Below are 19,321 nucleotides of genomic sequence, written 5' to 3'. Positions count from 1 at the left end.
TATCGCAAAAGGAAGTTCTGTGCGCCAAGTCGACGACCCCCGTCTCTGGAGATTGCTGCTCATTGCGCCACTTGCCGTGTCGCTTTTGTTGTTCGCAGTGCCCCAGTATTTCTTCATCACGACCAGCTTCCACCAGAACCTCGGGTACGGCCGCATCGGCGATGCGTTCACGCTCGACAACTACCACCGCATCTTCACGGACTCGTTGTTCGTCGCGGCGCTGGTACGCACGGTGGCCTTGTCGGCCATCACCGCGCTGGTTTGCCTGGTCCTCGGGTTTCCCGTCGCCTACGTTCTTGCACGGGCCCAGTCCAAATGGACTTCGTTCCTTCTCGGACTGCTGGTGACCGCCACCTTCATCACCCCCGTGGTCAAGGATCTGGGTCTCATCATCCTGCTGAGCAAGAATGGCGTCGTGAACGGCCTGCTTGGCGCAGTCGGCGCGATCTCGGCGCCGGTCGTCTGGCTCGGATCCGAAGCCGGCGTGGTCATCGGGCTGGCGCACTACACGCTGCCGCTGATCGTTCTCATGCTGCACACCATCATCCAGACGGTGCCGCGCAGCCTCGAGGACGCCGCCCATGCGCATGGGGCGTCTCGTTTGCGGGTGTTCTACGGCGTCATCATTCCCATCGTGAAGCCTGGCCTGGTCGCAGCAGCCTTGATGGTCTTCAACCTCGCCGCAGGTGCGTTCACGACACCTGCCTTGCTCGGCGGAGGACGCGTGCTCACGTTCTCCATCCTGATCCAGCGGGCGGTGATTCTGGACGTGGACTATCCGTTCGCGGCAGCGTTGTCGACCTTGCTGCTGGTTTTCGTATTTGCGCTCAATCTGCTGTCCGGCTACCTGATGATCAAGCAGACGCGCGCACGCCCAGTGGCCAAGAAGCCGTCCTCGAAGGGCGCGTCCCCTGCCCGACTGACTTTGAAGGGAGCATGAGAATGCGTGCTGCAGCGATTCGGCGCTGGATGGCTTTTGGCCTTTGCCTCCTCGTCTACCTCTACCTTGTTGCCCCCGTCATCGTGGTGGCCGGCGCGTCCCTGGATCAGGGATCGATGTTCGCCGCCATATTCCCTCCGCAATCCATCGGGCTGCGCTGGTACTACGAGATTCCGGAGAAGTACTTGCATGCGCTGGCGATCAGCGCGACGGCCGCGGCCATCGCATCGGTGATCTCGGGCGCTCTGGGCACCCTTGCCGCGCTCGGCGTGGTCCGCGGAAAGATTCCGGGCACGGAATGGTTGCGCGCTCTCTTTCGGGCTCCGCTGCAGATTCCGTTCGTCGTCACCGGCGTGGTCTTTTTGCAGTTCTATTACGGCCTCCAGGCGTTCACGGGCGTGGAACTCGCCGCGACGCTTCCCGGCCTGATCGTCGCTTACGTATTCGTCGGGACGCCTTACACGGTGAACACGGTCGGCGCCGTGCTGGAGCGCCTGAACCCGCGGCTGGACGAGGCGGCTGCAATTCTCGGCGCGAGCCGGTGGAGCACGTTTTGGCGGGTCACCTTTCCATTGATCCGCCCCGGGCTCATGGCAGGCATGCTCTACGCATTCATCATCGCGTTCGGCGACGTTCCGCTCTCGATCTTTCTCTCGTCCCCGGACTACGCCACGCTGCCGGTGGTCATCTTCCAGACGCTGCAGTTCGACTTCAGTCCTACCGTGCTATCGATCTCCACACTCATCGCACTGATGTCTGTCTTTTCGCTCTGGCTGGTCCAGCGCTTCGTCGGCCTTGACTTCGTAGCCAAACGCTAACCGTTTTCCTAACGCAATCCAATAGAGGTGCAACATGAAATCTCGATTCTCCCGCTTCGCCGTGAAACTCCTTTCGACTGCCGCTTTCGCCGTCGCGCTTCCGACGTCGATGGCCATGGCGCAGGGCCAGCGTTTTGATGGCGTCACGCTGCGTGTAGGCACCTATGGCGGTCCTTGGGGCGATGCGGTCAAGGCCAGCGTGGGCAAGAAGCTCGAAGCCATGGGCGCGAAGGTCGAGTACGTCATCGGAAACCCCGCCGAGAACTTCTCCAAGGTCGTCAGCGCGCGCGGCCGAGCCATGCCGATCGATGTGATGGAGATAGGGCCTGCCGAGAGAATCGCGATGACCCGCAATGACTTCCTGGAGGATCTGCCGGTCGAAAAGATTCCGAACCTGGCCAAGCTCTCGGTCAAGGTCGCCGACAAGAAGGCCATCGCGCATCAGATGGTCGAAAACGGCATCCTCTTGCGTACAGACAAGTTCGAGGCCGACAAACTCCCGATCCCGAAGAAGTTCGAAGACCTTCAGGATCCGAAGTTCGCGAGTCGCGTTGCATTTCCCGATGTCACGACCCCTCAGCATTGGCCCGCCGTCGCGGCAATGTCGAGCGACGCAGGAGGCAGCGAAGCGACGCCGGAGAAGGGATTCGAGCAGGCCCTGAAAATGAAGCCGCTCTACTATTACGGCGCCGCGACCGAGCTCGCGCAGAAGATGACGATGGGCGACGTCATTGTTGCGCCATCGCACGCGGGAATGGCGGTCAGATTGCACAACGCAGGTCAGCCGGTCGAGTTCGTGCACCCGCAGATCGGAACCAAGCGCGGTGAGGTCGAATACAACTATCTCGGCATCATCAAGGGTACCAAGAACCTCGATGCCGCCGCGGCCTTCGTCAATGCATTCCTGGACACGCAGGCTCAAGCGGAATTTGCCAAGCCGATGGGCGTCGTGCCGACCAATCGCGAGGCGCGTGAGATTCTGATGAAGGATCCGGTCATGAGCCGGTTCATGCTGCTCTCGGACAAGGACATTGCCAACGCCTACACCATGGACTGGTCCAAGGTCGACGTCGAGAAATGGCGCGGCGCTTGGGCGCGCACGGTGAGCAAGTAAGGAAAGACGATGGCGCGCGTCACACTAGAAGGTCTTGGCAAGCACTTTGGCGCGGACAAGATCATTGACCATGTCGACCTCGAGATCAAAGAGGGCGAATTCCTGACCTTGCTCGGCCCGTCCGGTTGCGGCAAGACGACGACCCTCCGGATCGTGGCGGGATTCCTGTCGCCGAACGTCGGGCGCGTGCTGTTCGACGGCAAGGACGTCACCAGGGTGCCCACGCAGAGCAGAAAGCTGGGCATGGTTTTCCAGGACTACGCGCTCTTTCCGCATCTCACCGTGGCCGAGAATGTCGGTTTCGCACTGAAATCCCATGGAATGCGCAAGGCAGACGCAGACAAGCGAGTCAATGAGCTGCTGGCCCTGATTCGCTTGCCCGCGGTGGCAAATCGCTATCCGCTCGAACTGTCGGGCGGCCAGCAGCAGCGCGTGGCCATTGCGCGGGCACTGGCCCACACGCCCGCTGTGTTGCTGATGGACGAGCCACTGGGTGCGCTGGACCTGAAATTGCGAGAGGCCATGCAGAACGAACTGCATTCCATTCAGCGACAGCTGGGCATCACGACGATCTATGTGACGCACGATCAAGAGGAAGCGCTGAGCCTGTCGCACCGCATCGCCCTGATGCGCTTCGGCCGTATCGAACAGCTCGATACGCCGAAAGAGATCTACTCCAGACCGAAGACGCCGTTCGCTGCGTTCTTTCTCGGGAAAGTCAACTTCCTGCAGGGTCATGTGGTCGGTCGCGTCGGAAGCAACTACGAGATCAAGGTGGGGCGCGAAACCCTGCTCTGTCCCATCGATGGCCAGCACCAGAGCTTTGACCTTGATGCGCATGTCGTGCTCGGCGTGCGCCCGGAACAGCTGCGGCTGAACCAGGCGCAGCAAGCCGGCGGCCAGAACGTTCTCCACGGTCGCATCGCGCGAGAGAAGTTCATCGGGAAGGTCGTGCAATTCGACGTCGAGGTCGATTCCGGTGCCACCATCGTGGTGGATGGCTCGCTCGAACAGGCCAAGGGCGTCGGCTCCCACGTGCAGCTTGTGTGGGACGCGCGCATGACACACCTCTACCCCTTCGCCGAAGATCCGGAGCTTGGGATTACCCGTGCGGAAGACAAGCGGCGAGCGATCGGCGCTCCGGCTGCGATCGACGCCAGAGGAGACTTGGAGACGAATCGGATGGCTCCGGCATGAGGCTTGCAAACGAACTGCGCAAGCTGCTGCCCGAATGAGAAATCGCCGGTATCAGGTCGCCACCGGCAGCGACATCGAGAACTTGACCTTGCGCAACGTGAAGCTCGAATGGATGTGTCCCACCGCCGCGCAGGAGAAGACCGCATCCTTCAGGAATTTTTCGTATTCGCCATTGCTTCGCACCACGACGCGCAGCACATAGTCCGATTGACCCGCCACGGAAAAGCACTCCAGCACTTCAGGGCGCCGTGCCACGCTTCTCTCGAACTCCTCGATGCTCTTCACGTCGTGCTTGGCGAGCGTGACGTGCGCAAATATGCACTCCTTGAAGCCCAGCTTCTCGGCGTCGAGCATGGCGACGTAGCCCTGGATCATCCCGCGGTCTTCGAGCGCCTTGACACGGCGCCATGTCGCGGAGCTGGAAAGCCCGACCTCATCGGCCAGGTCCTGGGTGCTGAGCCGGGCGTTGACCTGAAGCGCGGCCAGAATCGCCAGCTCGCCGCGGTCCAGTTCTTCAGGTTTGTTGAATAGCAAGTTTCTTCCTCAGGCAGGATCCCGTGGATGCAGCGCCATCTCGGACCAAATGGCGAAGCGTCAAGCCGCCTTGACGGCGAACTGCGCAAGATAGACCGGGTCGGGATCAAAGCCAAGTCCCGGCGTTCGCGGCACGGCGAAGACGCCCTCGTGCGGTTCCATCCTATCGCCGTAGGGCCGGCCCTCCAGGCCGATGTTGAAGTATTCGATGAAGCAGGGCTCCGGCTGCGAGGCGATCAGGTGCAGCGTCGCCAGGAAGCCGGGGCCGTAGTACGGCGAATGCGGCGCCAGCGTCGCACCCTTCGCCTCCGCCAGCGCGATGACCTTGCGGAACTCGCTGATGCCGCCGACCTTGGTCACGCTCGGCTGCACATAGGCGGCGGCACCCGACGCGAGGATCTTCTGGAATTCGTGCGAGGTGCATGCGTTTTCGCCCAGAGCGAGGGGCATGCCGGTCTGGCGGCCGATCCTGGCGAGCGTCTCGAAGTCCTCGGGCGGATACAGCGGCTCCTCGAGCCACTTGACATCGAACTCGCGCATTTTCCGCGCCATGTCGAACGCCTCCGACACGCTCCACGCGCAGTTGGTGTCGACCATGAATGTCGCCTCGCTTCCAAGCGCCGCCCGGGTGCTGCGCACGTCTTCCAGGTCGCGCGCATGGACCTTGACGCGCCGGAAGCCCTCGGCGGTGGCATCGGCCGCGGCCCGCGCCACGCGCTGCGGATCGCCGAAGCGAAACAGGCTCGCATAGCCATCCACCGCGGGGCGCACCATGCCGCCGAGCAGATCGACCATCGGCATGTTGGCGCGCTTGGCCGCGATGTCCCAGAGCGCGATGTCGATGCCCGACAGCGCGAAGTTGAGGATGCCGGAGCGCCCGTACAGATGCATCAACTTCTGAACCTCGTGGGACAGCCCGTTGATGTTGCGCGAGTCGCGCCCGACGAACAGGGGCGCGAGCATGGTGTCGACGGCCGACTTGACCGGCGCCTGGCAGTTGTACGAGAAAGCCTCGCCCCAACCCGTGATGCCGTCGCTGGTCTCGACCCTGATCAGCAGCGCCTCCAGCGCGCCGTAGTCGCGGCCGCGCCACGCCGGCATGTCCGAGCGGCTGCTGAAGGGCACGGAAAGCGGGATGGCTTCGATTCTTTCGATGTTCAAGACAGAGGCTCCAGGTGTGCGACGCCGTCGACGCAGGGTTAGAGAATCGACCGCAGGAACTCCTGCGTGCGCGGATGCCGTGGGGCCGACACCATCTGCATGGCGGGACCCTGCTCGACGATCTCGCCGTCGTCCATGAAGATGATCCGATCGCCCACTTCGCGAGCGAAGGCGATCTCGTGGGTGACGATCACCATCGTCATTCCCTCCGAGGCCAGGGCTTTCATCTGAATCAGGATCTCTTCGATGATCTCGGGATCGAGGGCCGAGGTGGCCTCGTCGAACAGCATGATTTCGGGATTCATCGCGAGCGATCGCGCGATGGCCACGCGCTGCTTCTGGCCGCCGGAGAGCTGCGCGGGATAGGCGTCCGTCTTGGTCCCCAGGCCCACGCGCGACAGTTCTCTCTGCGCGATCTTCCTGGCTTCGCCCTCGGAACGGCCCAGCACGCGGATCTGCGCCAGCATGACGTTCTTCAGCGCCGTCTTGTGCGGAAAGAGGTTGAAATGCTGGAACACCATGCCGATGCGCCGACGCAGCTGGCGCAGTTCTCTTTCGAACTGCAGCCGCTCTCTCAGGCCCTTGCGGTGGCCGGCCGTGATGGTCTGGCCGCCGAACTCGACCGTGCCGGTCTCCGGAACCGTCAGCATGTTGATGCAGCGCAGCAGCGTGCTCTTGCCGGACCCGCTCGGTCCGATGATGACGACGACCTCTCCCTTGTCGACGGACAGATTGATGTCGCGAAGCACGTGGTGGGGCTTGCCCGCCTTGCCGAAGAGTCCGATCCTGCGTCCGGGAAAGGTCTTGTTGATGTTCGTCAGCGTCAGCACGGGCGCGTCGGATGCGGACTTGCCCGTCACGACGGCGTCCTCTGGCTGCATTGCGAGATCGATGCTCATGCGCTTTGCCTCATGTGCTTGTTGAGCTGGTACTCCAGGACGTTCCCGATCCAGGAGACAACCAGAACGATGGCGAGGTAGATCACGGCGGCAACCGAATAGAACTCGAAGGACCGCAGTTCCAGGTTTGCGGCGCGGATGGTCTCGTACATCAGATCGCTCGCGCCGATCACCGCGACCACGGCCGAATCCTTGACGATCATCGCGAACTGGCTGATCAGCAACGGCACCGCCGTGGCAAGCGCCTGCGGCATGACGACGTCGTAGAAGACGGCGCCGCGCTTCATTCCCAGACTGCGCGCGGCTTCGAGCTGGCCGCCGCCGACGCTGTTGATCGTGGCGCGGAATATCTCCGACAGGTAGGCGCTGTGCAGCAGCGTGATGGCGATCACGCTCGCCACGTACGGCGAGAGGTTGATGCCGGTGGAGACGGCCAGGCCGAAGTAGATCCAGATGATGTAGATGTAGATCGAGATCGCCCGGAAGAACTGGGTGTAGCCGAAGGCGAAGGCCGAGACCGCCTTGAGGTTCGACATCCGCATCAGCGCGATGGCCAGTCCGAACACCAGCGAAAGCGCGAAGCCCGTGAACGAGATCTGCAGCGTGAAGACCACGCCTTTCATCATCGACGGCAGGTGCGGGAGGACGGCCTCCCAATCCATCTGATAGCTCACGGATGCGCCACCAGTCTTTCCGTCGCCGCGATCGCCAGCGACAGCACGAAGACGATCGACACGAAAATCAGCAGGACCGCGGTGAAGGCCTCGAAAGGCACGAAGCTGTTCATGTTGAGGCTTTGCGCGGCATGCAGCAGATCGGGCACCGCGATCACGCCCATCAGGGTCGCGCTCTTGAGCAGGCCGATCAGCACGTTGCCCAGCGGCGCCACCACGACGACCGCCATCTGGGGAAAGATCACGTCCCAGTACGTGTGAAAGCGGCTCAGCCCCATCGACGTGGCCGACTCGAACTGGCCCCTGTCGACCGCCAGGATCCCCGAGCGGAAGATCTCCGCCGCATAGCCGGCACCCGTGATGGTCAGCACGGCGACGATGCTCTGCAACGGCGTGAACGCCACGCCCGCCAGGCGCGAAACGCCGAAGTGGACCCACAGCAGCAGCACGTAGGGAGGGATCGCACGCGCGGCCTGGACGAAGGCGAAGGTCGGCACGGTCAGCAGCCTGAGACCGCTCAGCCGCCCCATCGCGATCAGCAGGCCGGCCACACAGGCGAGCGCAAAGCCGAACAGGCTGACCCAGACGTCAACCCAGGCCCCCAACAGCAGGACGGGCAAATGGTTGACGACGACCTGCCACTGGAAGTCGTAGTTCTGCATCCCTTGTCTCCGTGGATCGCGCGCAGCGGCCGGCGATGCTCAGCCCTTGATGACCAGCGGCTCGCCGCCGGACCCGACGCCGATGCCGGGGATGCCGTACTTGTCGCGCGCCTCGGTGCCGAACCATTTGTTCTGCAGGCCCACGATGGTTCGCAGGCTGCCCTGGTAGCGCAGCCAGTTGGTGACATAGGCCCACAGCTTGAAATCGTTGTGCGGCATGAAGAAGGTGTTGGGAATCGCGTTGACCGACTCGCCCAGCACCTTGACCTCGGGAAAGGTCTTGGACATGGTCGTGACGAAGAAGGCGTCGGTGATCAGCGCATCGACCAGGCCGCCACCGACGGAACTCGCGGCATCGGCGACCTGCGGGAAAGTCTGGATCGTGGCGAGCGGGAACACCGAGCGAAGCGTCGTCTCTTCGGACGAGCCCTGCTGGCAGGCGATCTTGACGTCCTTGCGGTTCAGCTCGGCCAGTGTCTTGACCCTGGAGCCGGGCTTCAGGTACGCGACGTTCTGCTGGTAGTAGGCGGGAAATCCGGCGAACGTTCCCCGCAGGCCGCGGCTCGGCAGGATGGTGACGAAGGTGCCGATCATGTCGAACTTGCCGGCGGCCAGTGCCGCGAAGGTTTGACCGAAGGGCATCTCGATGTATTCCGGCGTGGCGCCGATGTCCTTCATGAGGAGTTCGAGAAACTCGATGCCGAGCCCCGTCGGCTTGCCGGCCGTGTCGCGAAAGCGCAGCGGCTTGTTGTTGAGGTCGACGCCGATGCGGGCCTTGCCGGTCTTGACCCAGACGTCCAGCAGGGACTCCTGCGCGCCGTTTCCGCCCTGCGCCGCGGCCTGCCCTGCCATCGCGAATGCGCCCGCACCGGCGAGCGCGGTGCCGCCTGCCGCCAGAAAGCTGCGCCGGATTCGAAGACTCTTCGCCGCCTCGCTGGAAGGCGCTTCCTGAACGGCACTCGGTGAGGTACTCATGGAGATTCCTTGGGATTGAACATCGACACGTTGTCGGCTTGTCGCGGGATGCGAAGGCCCGACGAAAAAGTGTAGGTGGGATGCTCCGCGAAAGGATTTCTAAATGGCGGCTCTTCGCGATCCAAACTGGAAGAATTCTTCGCCAAAGCACTCGAATCCGCCCGCAGCAGCGAAGTTCTACCCGCTGACCTTTTGAGCGGCAGACAGCGGCCTAGCTTCGCCGGGCTGCGCGGCACTACCGCGGTCACACGTGCGGATCTTCCGGCCTCGAGCAACCAGCGTCACGCACACCCAGCGCCCCAAAGGCCCCGTCGGCACCAGGCCTTGGACGCATCGACTAAGGTTGCTCCGAGCCCCAAGCAATCCCCCAAACACCAGGCTTTGACCCATGTCTCATACCAACGCCTCTTCAGCCGGCCAGTTCACCCTCGGCGATCTCCAGATCCACCGCCTCGGATTCGGCGCGATGCGCATCACCGGTCGCGGCATCTGGGGCGAGCCCGACGATCGGGCCGAGGCGCTGCGCACCTTGCGACGCCTGCCCGAGCTCGGGGTGAACTTCATCGACACCGCCGACAGTTACGGGCCCTATGTCAGCGAAGACCTGATCCGCGAGGCACTGCACCCCTACGACGGACTGCTGATCGCCACCAAGGGCGGACTCACCCGCTCCGGGCCCGATCAGTGGGCGCCGGTCGGCCGTCCCGAATACCTGCGCCAGTGCGTGCACATGAGTCTGCGACGGCTGGGCGTCGAGCGCATCGATCTGTGGCAACTCCATCGCATCGACGCCAAGGTGCCGCGCGAGGAGCAGTTCGAAGTCATCCGCGAAATGCAAAAGGAAGGACTGATCCGCCACGTGGGGCTCAGCGAAGTCGGCATCGAGGAGATCGAAGCTGCGCGCAAGATCTTCCAGGTGGTCACGGTGCAGAACCGCTACAACCTGATCGACCGCGGCAGCGAGGCCGTGCTCGACTACTGCAGCGAGAACGGCATCGGCTTCATCCCGTGGTTCCCCCTCGCTGCCGGCGATCTGGCCAAGCCAGGTTCGAAGCTCGACGAGATCGCGCGCAAGGCCGGCGCCACGACGAGCCAGGTTGCACTCGCATGGGTGCTCCGGCGCAGCCCGGTCATGCTACCGATTCCGGGTACCGGCAAGGTGGCGCATCTGGACGACAATGTCGCCAGCGCAGGCATCCAGTTGTCCGACGTGGATTTCAGGACACTGGACTCGCTGGGTCGCGCGGCTTCGGCCTGAACGTTCTCTCGCCTCAGGCCCGCCGCCGAAACAGCGCCACCAGCGCCTCCGGCTGCACCGGCTTGATCAGGTGATGATCGAAGCCCGCCGCGCGCGTGCGCTCGCGGTCATGCGCCTGGCCCCAACCGGTTTGCGCGACCAGGGTCGCCGCGGCGCCCCATGGCGTCGCGCGGATCTGCCGGCATGCCTCGTAGCCGTTGAGCCGCGGCATGCCCAGGTCCAGCAGCACGACCTCGGGCTGCATGGCCCCGGCCAGGCGAAGGGCCTGTTCGCCGTCGTAGGCCACCTCGACGACGTGGCCCATGGCCTCGAGCAGCAGCGCCAGGCTGTCCGCCGTGTCCCGCAGGTCGTCGGCAATCAGGATGCGATAGCCGGGCTCGGCCAGGGCGCCGGGCCCAGTGCGCGCTTCGGCCGAATCCGCCGGCGCGGTCCGCGGCGTCAGCGGCAGACGGATCTCGAAGCGGCTGCCCTTGCCCACGCCTTCGCTGAAAGCGCTGATCGTCCCGCCGTGCATCTGCAGCAGTCCCTTGGCCAGAGAAAGGCCGATGCCCTGCCCGCCCTGCGAGTGGTCCAGCGCCGACTCCACCTGTCCGAACATCTCGAAGATCTGCGCCAGGTGCTGCGGCGCGATGCCGATGCCGCTGTCCGTCACCGTCACCACCGCCTCGTCGCCCTGGCGCTGGACATCGAGCGCGATCGCGCCCCGCGCCGGCGTGTACTTGGCGGCGTTGATCAGCACGTTGGAAAAGACCTGGGCCAGCCGCGTGAGATCGCCCTCCAGGTCCAGGCTCTGCGCGGGCAGCGTGACGGTGAGCGCGTGGCCGCCGGCATCGATCAGCGGCTGCGCGATCTCCACCGCCTGTTCGATGGCGCTGGCCAGGCCGAGCGGCTGCAGCCGCAGCCGCAGCTGGCCGCGCGTCAACCGCGACACATCCAGCAGGTCGTCGAGCAGGCGCGCCATCTGCATCACCTGCCGATCGATCACGTCGTGGCACCAGCCGACCTTGGGATCGGCCGCGTCGATGCGGCGCAGCAGATAGATCGCATTGCGGATCGGCGCCAGCGGATTGCGCAACTCGTGCGCGAGCACGGCGATGAAGCGGTCCTTCTTGCGGTCCGCGTCGCGCAGCATGTCCTCGACCTGCTTGCGTTCGCTGATGTCCATGGTGACGCCGAAGCTGCGCAGGGGGCGGCCCTCGGCATCGTATTCGGCCTGTCCCCGATGGCCGACCCACACTGGCGTGCCGTCGGGCCGCTGGATGCGGAACTCGTGGAAGAAAGGCCGGTGCTCGGCGATGGCCTGCGTGCGCATGCGCAGGAAGGTGTCCCGCTCGTCGGGATGGATCAGCGCGAGAACGCCCTCCGGCGTCGGCACGAAGTCCTCGGCGCTGACGCCGAAGAGGGGGTACATCTGCGGCGACCACCACAGGGCGCCATCCCTGAGGTTCATGTCGTAGGCCCCCATGCGGCCGGCGCCGAGCGCCAGGTCGAGGCGCTCGCGCTCGATCCGCAGCTGCTCCTGCGCCTGCTCGCGCTCGGTGACGTCGGCGCCCTCCACGAAGATGCCGGTCACCGTGCCGTCGGCATCCTTGATGGGCTGGCAGACGAAGTCCAGACAGCGCTCGACCACAGGCCCGCCCGGCACGGCCTCGACGCTGAACTTCGCGCCGCTGGCCGCGAAGGCCTCGCCGCTGGCGAAGACCTGGTCGAGCCGCGCGAGGTAGCCTTGTTCGACGGCCTCGGGCAGCGCCTCGGCGAGGGTTCGGCCCAGCACCTGCCGGTGGCCGATCAATCGCAGGTAGCCGGGATTGGCGATCTCGAACCGGTGATCCGGGCCGCGCAGCAGGGCCATGAAGGTCGGCGCCTGTTCGAAGAGCTGGGCCAGCCGATCGCGTTCGGTCGCCAGCCGACGGGCCGCGACCATCTGCTGCGTAGTCTCGGTGCAGACCACCAACACGCCGCCGATGCCGCCGGGCGCGTGCTCGTCGTCGATGGGGCTGTAGCTGTAGGTCCAGTACACGTCCTCGCGCCGGCCGTGGCGCGTGATCGGCAGCAGCTGGTTGACGTGCCAGGTCGCGCCGCCGCCGGACATCACCTGCTCGATCTGCGGCCCGATGACGTGCCAGATCTCGTCCCAGACTTCGCGCGCGGGCCGGCCCAGCGATCCGGGATGGCGTTCCGGCCCGATCGATTCGCGGTAGGCATCGTTGTAGAGGCAGGCCCGATCGGCACCCCACCAGATGTACATCGGATGCCCGCTGTTGAGCATGAGGCGAACGACGGTGCGCAGCGCCTGCGGCCACAGCGCGGGCGGCCCGAGCGAGGAGCCGCGCCAGTCGTGCGCGCGCATCAGCGCGCCCATCTCCCCGCCGCCGGCCAGGAAGTCGGGCACGGCCTTGGCTTGGGCGGGGCTGCGCTCAGGGTCGGAGGGCTTCTGATTCATGTCCGCGCCGTCGGCTCCTTTGTCCAACGAGCTTAACCGAGCGAACGCGGACCGGGCGGCGAAGACTTCGGCGCAGCGCCCGCATGCGGTGCCGGCTATCCGGCAGTGTCGGCCCGGGTTCTTCGCCGCTCGACCCGCCATTCCAGCGCAACGCAGGTCCCGCCGCCTGCCGATGGCTCGAGACGAAACACGGCGCCGATGGCGGCCGCCCGGGCCCGCATGTTGTCCAGGCCGCGGCCGTGAATCTGCGCCTCGCTGGCACCCTCGTCCGTGCGAAGTCCGATGCCGTTGTCGGCGATGCGCAGCAGCACGCGCGGCGCATCCTCGTCGCGCCAGCGAACCTGCACCGTCACCTGCGACGCTCGCGCGTGCTTCAGCACATTGGTGAATGCCTCCAGCAGGATCCGCTGGACATGCAGCACGACATGCGGCGGCAGCTGCTGGAGCTCCGGCAGCTCGGCCACGTCCCAGACCACGGCGACGCCTGCGGCCTGCAGGCGCGATTGCAGGCGATAGCGCAGCGTCGCCAGCAAGGTGGAGAGGTCGTCGTGCGCCGGCTGCAGCGAATCGACCGCCATGCGCATTTCATCGAGCGCCAGCTGCACCTGGTCCTTCAGCGCGGCGGCATCCGCGCCTTTCTGCGTCACCATGTTCAACAGGCCGACGAGTTGCGAACCCACGCCGTCGTGGATCTCCCGCATGATGCGCTGCCGCTCGTTCGACACCGATTGATGGTGCTGCTGCTCCCTGAGCGAATCGAAGGCTTCGTGCAGCTGGCGCTCGCGCTCCTCGACGCGGCGGGCCAGGTCGGCATTGAGTGCGTGGTAGTTCGCCACCGAACGGCTGTACCGCTCGGCGATGAACCAGGCCATGAGCAGGACGAACGCGAACAGTGCATGTTGCGAATAGGTGTTGCGCAAGCCGCTCGCGCCGGCGATCCGGATCATGACGATGTCATACACGCCCGTCGCCATCGCGCCGGCGATGGCCGCCGCAAGAACCCACGCCTTCGTGCTGTGACGAACCCATGCCACGCGCGTGATCGCTGCCAGCGTGGCAAGTCCGAGGATCGGCAGAAGGACGAGTCCCAGGGTCATGAGCAGCGGCAGGTGCAGCGCGAAGGCGAGGATGTCGAGGATCGCCGCCGCCGCCATGACCCCATCGATGGCGCGCTGCATGCCGCGCGGGACCGGACCCAGCGCCATCAGCACGAACCGGCACATCAACGCGATATGGGCCGAATAGCAAATCGCAGCCACGGCGCCCAGCAGCGGCCAGGGCAGCGGCAGATCGGCCCACGAGCGATCGATCACGCGCGTCACGCCCAGGAATGCGGACAGGCTGAACCAGCCATAGAAAGGGTCGCGCTGCCGCCACCAGAGCAGTGCGGTGAGCGCGCCCATCCCGATCAGGCCGGCCGCGAAGAGCAGCATCGCGAGATCCCGCCACAGGATCTGCGCGTCGTACAGATCTTCGATCGCCTCGCGAGGGCCGTAGCGCAGCACCGAGAGGCCGCCCAGGCGCTGGGGCTGGATCGTGACCTCGACGCGCAACGCGTTGGGACGGTCGGCATGCAGCAGGGCCGCCGGCAGCGTCACCATGCGCATGGTCTTGCTGGCGTCGTAGACCGGATCGCCCAGGTCGCCCCAGCGCTGGACCGTGGTTCCGTTCACCAGCACGTGCACCTGGTTGCCGACACGGGAGAACAGCAAGGCCATGGGCTCCGACCCGACGCGCGGCGGCAGTGCGACGTCGTAGGTCGCGCGGCCGCCCAGGCCGGGGAAGTCGCGGTCCCAGCGCCGCGCGAGGTCGACCTCGCCCTCGCGCGGCGCGGCGCCCCGGGGCTCCAGCCGCGCGTGGGCCGCTTCGAGCGTGATGATCCCGTCATCGGTCGCGGCGAACGCCGGCGTGAACCCGGGCAGCGCCATCAGGGCGCAGAGCATCAGGATCGAACAGGCGCGCGCCATGCGCCGCATCACCTGGCAACCGGCCTGCGGCAGCACTAGCGCAGCAGGCCGAGTTGCCTGGCCTCGAAAACGGCCTCGGCCTTGTTGTGCACGTCCAGCTTGCCGTAGATGTTGCGCACGTGGCTCTGCACCGTGGAGAGCAGGATGCCCATGCGTTCGGCCGTCTCGGCGTAGGTGAAGCCGCGCGCGACCAGCGCCAGCACCTCGCTCTCGCGCGGCGACAGGGCGTCGCTCGCAGGCAGCACATCGGCCTTCGGCGCCTCGGTGCGGCCCTGCCACCGCACCAGCAATTGGCGCGCGATGATCGGCGACATCGGCGAGCCGCCCGCATGCAGGCTCAGCACGTGCGCGGCCAGGTCGGCTTCCGTCCCGTCCTTCAGCAGGTAGCCGCCGGCGCCGGCCTCGAACGCGTTCAGCATGTTCATCTCATCGCCGAAGATGGTGAGAACCATCATCGCGCAGGCCGGCTGCAGATCGCGGCAGCGTCGAATGACCTCCCGGCCCGAGCAGTCCGGCAACCCCAGATCGACGAGCAGCACATCGACCGCGTTGTTCGCAAACCACTCGAGCAGTTCGCCGGCCGTCGATGCCCCGAAGGCGAAGCGCAGGCTGGGCTCGGCACGGATGACGCGTTCGAAACGCGCGCGCATGCCCGGGTCGTCCTCGACGAGGGCAACGCTGACGGGGGCTCGGGGGATCGGCATCGGCAGACAACAGCTCCTGGGGCAGGCATCGAATGTTCGCACGCCCGATCGTGACATATGCACATGGGGTACCCCATGAACTGCGGATGTCCCTGCATTCGGCTGCCGGTAGTTTCCAGGGGGCGCCGACCGTGCCCTTCAGAAGGCGCATCGATCGCACACAAGCATCTTTTGGAAACTGGAGCAGGAATTGAAGAAATCAGCAGCACGTTGGAAGTTCAAATACGCAAGCCTGGCGCTGGCGGCATCGTTGGCCGCCTGCGGCGGCGGAGGCGGCGGCAATGGCGGCAGCGGCAGCCTCGCCGGGTTCGGTAGTCTCGCAGAGACCGGCGGCGGCAATGGAACCGGGACGGGCACTGGCGGCAACAGCGACAACGCAGGCGGCGTTGCCGCCACGGGCGCGCAGATCTCCGGCGTCGCCGCGATGGGCGCACCGCTGGTGGGCTCCGTCACGGTGAAGGACTCCCTCGGTGCCACCCGGATGTCCCCGATCGGCACCAACGGCGCCTACACGGTCGATGTCGGCGGGATGACGGCGCCCTTCGTCTTCCGCGCCGAGGGCACGGTCAACGGCATGACCGTGACCGTCCACTCGGTCGCGACCGAGGCCGACATCGACGGCAAGATCAACATCACGCAGCTGACCAACCTGGTCGTCTCCAACATCGCGGGGCAGATCGCGGCGAACTACTTCGACAAGTTCGACCAGAGCGGCAATGCCGGTCTGGCCAGCAAGGCGCTGGTCGATGCCGAGGTCAGCAAGCTGAAGGAGAAGCTGCTGCCCGTGCTGACCGCCCTCGGCGTCGACGCGGCCATCGATCTGCTGCACGGCACCTTCACGCCGCTCGCCGACCCGATCGACAAGGCGCTCGACGTGATCCGCGTGCAGTACGACACGGCGGCCAACACGGCGACCATCTCCAACATCCTCAACGCGATCACGGTGCTCGACGACCTGTCGAAGCAGGCGGCCGCCGAGCCCTCGCCGGCCACCTTGAGCAGCGACAACGTCGTCACCGGCCTGTCCGACCAGGCGCTCGTGAAGAAGGTGCTGGAAGACTTCTCCGCCAAGTTCGCGACCGGCCTGCCGAACTCGTCGGATCTCTCGCCGCTGATGACCAGCACCTTCATGTGGAACGACCAGAACCGCGCAACCTGGCTCAATCAATTCATCCAGGCTTCGGATTTCATCGGCATCTCGTTCACCGACATCGAGATTCACCAGATCGACTACAGCGACCCGACCAAGATCACCGCGCACGTCTCGCTGACACCCAAGACCGGCCAGGGCATCGAACTCGGCCGCATCGAGGACTGGAAGATTCGCAAGGGCACCGACGGCATCTGGCGGCTGCACGGCGACCAGCGCGACCTCGACCTCGACTGGTTCGCCACCACGTCGCTCCACCATGGCATGCCGGGCGCGAGCGCGGTCACCTGCACGGACACCGGCATCGAGTTCAACATCGTGGACCGCAACAACGCCAACAACGGCGGCACGATCAAGTACATCCTCGTGACCGGCGCCGGCCTGCCCGCCGGCGGGCTGCGCTACGAGGAGCCCGTGCCGGGCGAACGATGGAAGATCGTCGGCCGGGGCATCGAGACCTATGTGATGGCCTCGGACTGCCCGGGCGCGACCACCGTTCTCGGCGATGCGGCCATTGCCGCGATCCCGGACGATTCGGTCTACACGCTGAAGGCCTACGACAGCGCCGGCACCCAGGTCGTGATGCCGACCGGCACCCCCGACGGCGCCTACCGCATGAAGGTCCAGCGCCGCCCGCTGACCCTGGCCGAGGCCGCGGCCCCCGGGGTGTTCCCGGTCATCGCACCGGACACGGTCACCGCCTTCAACAGCTTCACGTCGGGAACGCTGGCCTTCTCGGCCAGCAACGTCTATCCGCTGAGCCAGGCCACCGTGCAGATGCGGCGCCAGGATGCCGCGTTCGCGCCCGTCGATCAGGTCGAGACCTCGGTGCTGCCGGCCGCGGCCGGCACGGTCAGCACCACCCTGAACTTCCTCGCCGACCCGCAGGTCGCATCGAGCACGATGTGGGTGGAATCGCCGGACCGCTATCGGCGCAATATCCAGAGCTACTATTTCAAGTAGTCGTCGCCGCAAGAAAGCGCCGGGCCCGGACTCAGCGTCCGGGCGCAGGCGATGAACTTCGCCGCGCCCGAACCGCCGAAGCCAGCGCCTGCAGCACCGGCACGGTCTGCGAAAAGCCGATGCATGCATCGGTGATCGACACGCCGTGCCGGAGCGGCGTGCCCGGCACGAGGTCCTGCCGCCCTTCTTCGAGGTGGCTCTCGATCATCACGCCGGTGATGCGATGCTCGCCCGCCGCGATCTGCGCCGCCACCTCGTGCGCGACGACGATCTGGCGCGCGTGCTGCTTGCTGCTGTTGCCGTGCGAGACGTCGATCATGACCTGCGGGCGCAGGCCGGCGGCTTGCAGCGCCTCGCAGCTCGCCGCCACGTCGGCGGCCGCATAGTTGGGCGCCCTGCCGCCGCGCAGGATCACGTGGCAGTCCTGGTTGCCGCGCGTTTCGAAGATCGCGGCCATGCCCATCTTCGTCATGCCCATGAAGGCGTGCGCGGCGCGTGCCGCGAGGACCGCATCGGCCGCGACCTTGATGCTGCCGTCGGTGCCGTTCTTGAAGCCGACCGGGCAGCTCAGTCCCGAGGCGAGCTGGCGGTGGCTCTGGCTTTCCGTGGTACGGGCGCCGATCGCGCCCCAGGCAATCAGGTCGGCGATGAACTGGGGGCTGAGCAGATCGAGGAACTCCGTGCCGGTGGGCAGGCCCATCGTGGTCAGTTCCAGCAGCAGGCGGCGCGCGCGCTCGAGTCCTTCGTTGATCGCGAAGCTGCCGTCGAGGTGCGGGTCGTTGATGTAGCCCTTCCAGCCGACCGTGGTGCGCGGCTTCTCGAAGTAGGCGCGCATGACGATCAGCAGGTCGTCCTGCAGCGCATCGGCGACCTCCTTCAGGCGCTGGCCGTATTCGAGCGCCTGGTCGTGGTCGTGGATCGAGCAGGGTCCGACGATCACGATCAGCCGGTCGTCGCGGCCGTGCAGCACGTCGGCGATCGCGGCGCGGCTGGCTTCCACCAGCGCGAGCGTGTCGTCGCGCACCGGCACGCGCTCCTGCAGCAGCGCGGGCGTGATCAGCGGGCGCACCGCGCCGATGCGCACGTCGTCGATGCGGGTGGTGTCGAGGGTGCTGTCGCGCGAGCCGATCTCGGCATCGTGCAGGGGGTCGTCAAGTCGGGTCATGAGGTCGGCGGTGGGTCGGTCGAACGAGAGTATCGGCCATCCATGCGGAAAGTATTTTCCCTATGACGCGCCGCCCATCCGGCCATGACGCTGCGTCCTGCCGGAACAGGCGCCAAAATAGGGCCATGACCGACTTCGGCACCCTCTCAGCCCACGATGCGCCCGCGCCTGCCGATCGGCCCCGTGGCAACGTTCGATCCGACGGCCGGCCCTCCGAGTTCGCCCGCGCGCCCGAGGGTGAGGCGCAGAGCCGCTTCGGCGCCGCGGCCGACCTTCTGGATCGCCTCGACACACGGCCGCTGGCGCTGCGCCTGCGGCGGCGCCCGTGGTGGCGCTTCTGGTGAAGCATCACGCGAACCATCGCAACCGGACCTGAGCGATGGACGAACCCATGCGCGGCGCCCCCGTCGATGACTCGGCCGGATCGCTTCGCCCGCCGGCCCGGCCGCACCGGCCCGGCTGGCTGCCCGATGTCGACACGGCGCGTTGCACGGGCTGCGGCTGGTGCGTCGCCGCCTGCGACATCCACCTGCTCAGCCTCGAGGTCGTGCAATGGCGCAAGTCGTCGGTGCTGCACGAGGCCGATCGGTGCACGGGCTGCAGCGATTGCGCCGTGGTCTGCCCGTTCCATGCGATCACGATGAGAAAGGGCGGCGCCACAGAATCCATCGCGGCGCACGGGCCCGGCCGATAGGCG

Annotated in this window: 18 protein-coding genes; 8 read left to right on the top strand and 10 right to left on the bottom strand. The window is 65.9% G+C overall.

Annotation, left to right across the window (positions count from 1 at the left end; all coding sequences use genetic code 11):
* The first annotated feature begins 19 nt into the window (after nucleotides 1-19).
* From WDLP6_RS32505 to WDLP6_RS32490, 4 genes are all read left to right on the top strand, one after another.
* On the top strand, nucleotides 20-940 hold the full coding sequence (locus tag WDLP6_RS32505; RefSeq protein ID WP_232077653.1) for an ABC transporter permease: 921 nt from the start codon (nucleotides 20-22) through the stop codon (nucleotides 938-940).
* Between the two features lie 2 nt (nucleotides 941-942).
* Nucleotides 943-1,758: an ABC transporter permease gene (locus WDLP6_RS32500; RefSeq protein ID WP_162595402.1), complete on the top strand. Its 816-nt coding sequence runs from the start codon at nucleotides 943-945 to the stop codon at nucleotides 1,756-1,758.
* A 109-nt stretch (nucleotides 1,759-1,867) separates the two neighbouring features.
* Nucleotides 1,868-2,872, top strand: coding sequence for an extracellular solute-binding protein (locus WDLP6_RS32495; protein WP_162595401.1), 1,005 nt, complete (start codon nucleotides 1,868-1,870; stop codon nucleotides 2,870-2,872).
* Nucleotides 2,873-2,881: 9 nt separating this feature from the next.
* Nucleotides 2,882-4,069 carry an ABC transporter ATP-binding protein gene (locus tag WDLP6_RS32490; RefSeq protein WP_162595400.1) on the top strand — a complete coding sequence of 396 codons (1,188 nt, stop codon included), beginning with the start codon at nucleotides 2,882-2,884 and terminating at the stop codon, nucleotides 4,067-4,069.
* Between the two features lie 51 nt (nucleotides 4,070-4,120).
* Here the strand turns inward: WDLP6_RS32490 and WDLP6_RS32485 are convergent, their stop codons facing one another.
* Genes WDLP6_RS32485 through WDLP6_RS32460 form a run of 6 tightly spaced genes read right to left on the bottom strand, consistent with a single transcriptional unit; the run spans nucleotide 4,121 to nucleotide 8,974 of the window.
* Nucleotides 4,121-4,603, bottom strand: a complete 483-nt coding sequence (locus tag WDLP6_RS32485; protein WP_162595399.1) for an Lrp/AsnC family transcriptional regulator — start codon at nucleotides 4,601-4,603, stop codon at nucleotides 4,121-4,123.
* A 60-nt stretch (nucleotides 4,604-4,663) separates the two neighbouring features.
* Nucleotides 4,664-5,764: a mandelate racemase/muconate lactonizing enzyme family protein gene (locus tag WDLP6_RS32480; RefSeq protein WP_162595398.1), complete on the bottom strand. Its 1,101-nt coding sequence runs from the start codon at nucleotides 5,762-5,764 to the stop codon at nucleotides 4,664-4,666.
* Between the two features lie 38 nt (nucleotides 5,765-5,802).
* Nucleotides 5,803-6,663 carry an amino acid ABC transporter ATP-binding protein gene (locus tag WDLP6_RS32475; protein ID WP_232077651.1) on the bottom strand — a complete coding sequence of 287 codons (861 nt, stop codon included), beginning with the start codon at nucleotides 6,661-6,663 and terminating at the stop codon, nucleotides 5,803-5,805.
* Nucleotides 6,660-7,337: an amino acid ABC transporter permease gene (locus WDLP6_RS32470; RefSeq protein WP_162595397.1), complete on the bottom strand. Its 678-nt coding sequence runs from the start codon at nucleotides 7,335-7,337 to the stop codon at nucleotides 6,660-6,662. Before WDLP6_RS32470 ends, WDLP6_RS32475 begins: the two co-directional genes overlap by 4 nt.
* The gene (locus WDLP6_RS32465) at nucleotides 7,334-7,999 is read right to left on the bottom strand and encodes an amino acid ABC transporter permease (protein WP_162595396.1); all 666 of its coding nucleotides are present in this window, start codon (nucleotides 7,997-7,999) and stop codon (nucleotides 7,334-7,336) included. Before WDLP6_RS32465 ends, WDLP6_RS32470 begins: the two co-directional genes overlap by 4 nt.
* A gap of 39 nt (nucleotides 8,000-8,038) precedes the next feature.
* Nucleotides 8,039-8,974, bottom strand: coding sequence for a substrate-binding periplasmic protein (locus WDLP6_RS32460; protein WP_162595395.1), 936 nt, complete (start codon nucleotides 8,972-8,974; stop codon nucleotides 8,039-8,041).
* A 388-nt stretch (nucleotides 8,975-9,362) separates the two neighbouring features.
* Here WDLP6_RS32460 and WDLP6_RS32455 point away from each other — a divergent pair, with 388 nt between their 5' ends.
* On the top strand, nucleotides 9,363-10,232 hold the full coding sequence (locus WDLP6_RS32455; RefSeq protein WP_162595394.1) for an aldo/keto reductase: 870 nt from the start codon (nucleotides 9,363-9,365) through the stop codon (nucleotides 10,230-10,232).
* A 13-nt stretch (nucleotides 10,233-10,245) separates the two neighbouring features.
* On the opposite strand, the gene WDLP6_RS32450 is transcribed toward WDLP6_RS32455, so the two are convergent.
* The 3 genes from WDLP6_RS32450 to WDLP6_RS32440 form a co-directional block, all read right to left on the bottom strand.
* Nucleotides 10,246-12,675, bottom strand: coding sequence for a hybrid sensor histidine kinase/response regulator (locus WDLP6_RS32450; protein ID WP_162595393.1), 2,430 nt, complete (start codon nucleotides 12,673-12,675; stop codon nucleotides 10,246-10,248).
* 95 nt (nucleotides 12,676-12,770) lie between these two features.
* Nucleotides 12,771-14,642, bottom strand: a complete 1,872-nt coding sequence (locus tag WDLP6_RS32445) for a sensor histidine kinase (RefSeq protein ID WP_162595392.1) — start codon at nucleotides 14,640-14,642, stop codon at nucleotides 12,771-12,773.
* Nucleotides 14,643-14,677: 35 nt separating this feature from the next.
* Nucleotides 14,678-15,346, bottom strand: a complete 669-nt coding sequence (locus tag WDLP6_RS32440; protein ID WP_162595391.1) for a response regulator transcription factor — start codon at nucleotides 15,344-15,346, stop codon at nucleotides 14,678-14,680.
* A 190-nt stretch (nucleotides 15,347-15,536) separates the two neighbouring features.
* Between WDLP6_RS32440 and WDLP6_RS32435 the strand changes: the two genes are divergently transcribed.
* Nucleotides 15,537-17,459, top strand: coding sequence for a hypothetical protein (locus WDLP6_RS32435; RefSeq protein ID WP_162595390.1), 1,923 nt, complete (start codon nucleotides 15,537-15,539; stop codon nucleotides 17,457-17,459).
* 31 nt (nucleotides 17,460-17,490) lie between these two features.
* Here WDLP6_RS32435 and WDLP6_RS32430 read toward each other — a convergent pair whose 3' ends face one another.
* On the bottom strand, nucleotides 17,491-18,624 hold the full coding sequence (locus tag WDLP6_RS32430; RefSeq protein ID WP_162595389.1) for a 3-deoxy-7-phosphoheptulonate synthase: 1,134 nt from the start codon (nucleotides 18,622-18,624) through the stop codon (nucleotides 17,491-17,493).
* A gap of 125 nt (nucleotides 18,625-18,749) precedes the next feature.
* Here WDLP6_RS32430 and WDLP6_RS32425 point away from each other — a divergent pair, with 125 nt between their 5' ends.
* Nucleotides 18,750-18,968 carry a hypothetical protein gene (locus tag WDLP6_RS32425; protein WP_162595388.1) on the top strand — a complete coding sequence of 73 codons (219 nt, stop codon included), beginning with the start codon at nucleotides 18,750-18,752 and terminating at the stop codon, nucleotides 18,966-18,968.
* Nucleotides 18,969-19,003: 35 nt separating this feature from the next.
* Nucleotides 19,004-19,318, top strand: coding sequence for an ATP-binding protein (locus tag WDLP6_RS32420; RefSeq protein ID WP_443083484.1), 315 nt, complete (start codon nucleotides 19,004-19,006; stop codon nucleotides 19,316-19,318).
* Nucleotides 19,319-19,321: the final 3 nt, after the last annotated feature.

The sequence above is a fragment of the Variovorax sp. PBL-E5 genome (assembly GCF_901827185.1).
In the GTDB taxonomy this organism is placed as follows: domain Bacteria; phylum Pseudomonadota; class Gammaproteobacteria; order Burkholderiales; family Burkholderiaceae_C; genus Variovorax.
Note: the sequence above shows the minus strand (reverse complement) of the source record. Positions and strands in the feature narration are given on the sequence as shown.